Below are 1,135 nucleotides of genomic sequence, written 5' to 3' on the forward strand. Positions count from 1 at the left end.
TCGATTGGTAATATATTCACGAATTGTTCGAGAGCCATAATCCTTGTCACCAAGAATGTTACTGCCTTTAATTGAAATCTTATCCAACAGTTCGCAAACGGGATGTTTAGTGCAGAATGAAAGTACAGAGTCGAGCAACGATTTTGTACTTTCATTCTGCACTAAACATGGGAATGTCGTGTGACCCTTATTAAATCAAGAATAACCATAACATTCAATTAACTTAGCGTTCAGTAAATGTTAATACGTCCAATTAGATAGAACTTAAATTTCAAAAAATTTTCACTGAGCTAAACATGATAAAGTCTAATATTAGAAAGAGCCTCTTTTGCTGGAGTATAGTTAGGATATGCAAGTAACGAGGTCTGATAGGCCAGTTTAGCTCCTTGAATATTATTCATGTGTTCCAAACAACGTCCTTTATAATACCATGATATAAAACTTCCTGTTCCTTTCAAAGATAAATATATCGAACTGGAACCTCCTTTCAATTTAATGCATTTTTCAAACGAACGGAGAGCATTTGTATAGTCTTTATTTTTAAATAAGATTTTTCCTTTTAAAAAAATTAAATCTACATAATCTGGGTATAGGCTAATTGCATGATCTATTGCGAGACATATTGTATTCAAATCTCCAATGTTAAATAATATTGAATATTTCAAAAGATAAATTAATGGAGGAGGTAATTCTTCTTGTTCTAAAAATTTTTTTATAGATACATTTATATAATAAAAAGATAGGTAGTATTCTTTGATGTTGTATAATTCACTAGCTAGGTGATATTCTACCCAAGGACTATGATCCTCTTTTAATACCTCTCTTTGCAATATTTCAAGATTACGCTGTGATTTCTTTTTGTATAAAACTCTAGAATCCATATAACCAAAATGATAAACTTTTATAGGTAAGATTTTTATATCTGTAAACTTTATCTTTTTCACTACCCCATTTAAAGATAAAGTCTCGTGAATAGTGTTTGTAAAATTGATTCCTTTAAAATTCCTGAAAATTCTTTGCTGATCCATACAATAACTATTGTTAAGATCTTCTACACCTCCTAGATAATTTATTAACTGTACACAGATTACATCTTCATTATTATTTTGATTTAAATATTTTTTCAATTTTCTTC

The 1,135-nt window shown here is 29.3% G+C and carries 1 protein-coding gene; it reads right to left on the bottom strand.

Annotated elements, in window-relative coordinates; all coding sequences use genetic code 11:
• Window positions 1-290: 290 nt before the first annotated feature.
• A partial coding sequence (locus ATL10_RS30845) for a tetratricopeptide repeat protein (protein WP_220037398.1) occupies window positions 291-1,135 on the bottom strand: 845 nt, incomplete at its 5' end.

The organism is Bacillus sp. 196mf (assembly GCF_003217275.1).
Taxonomy (GTDB): Bacteria; Bacillota; Bacilli; order Bacillales; family Bacillaceae_G; genus Bacillus_A; species Bacillus_A thuringiensis_S.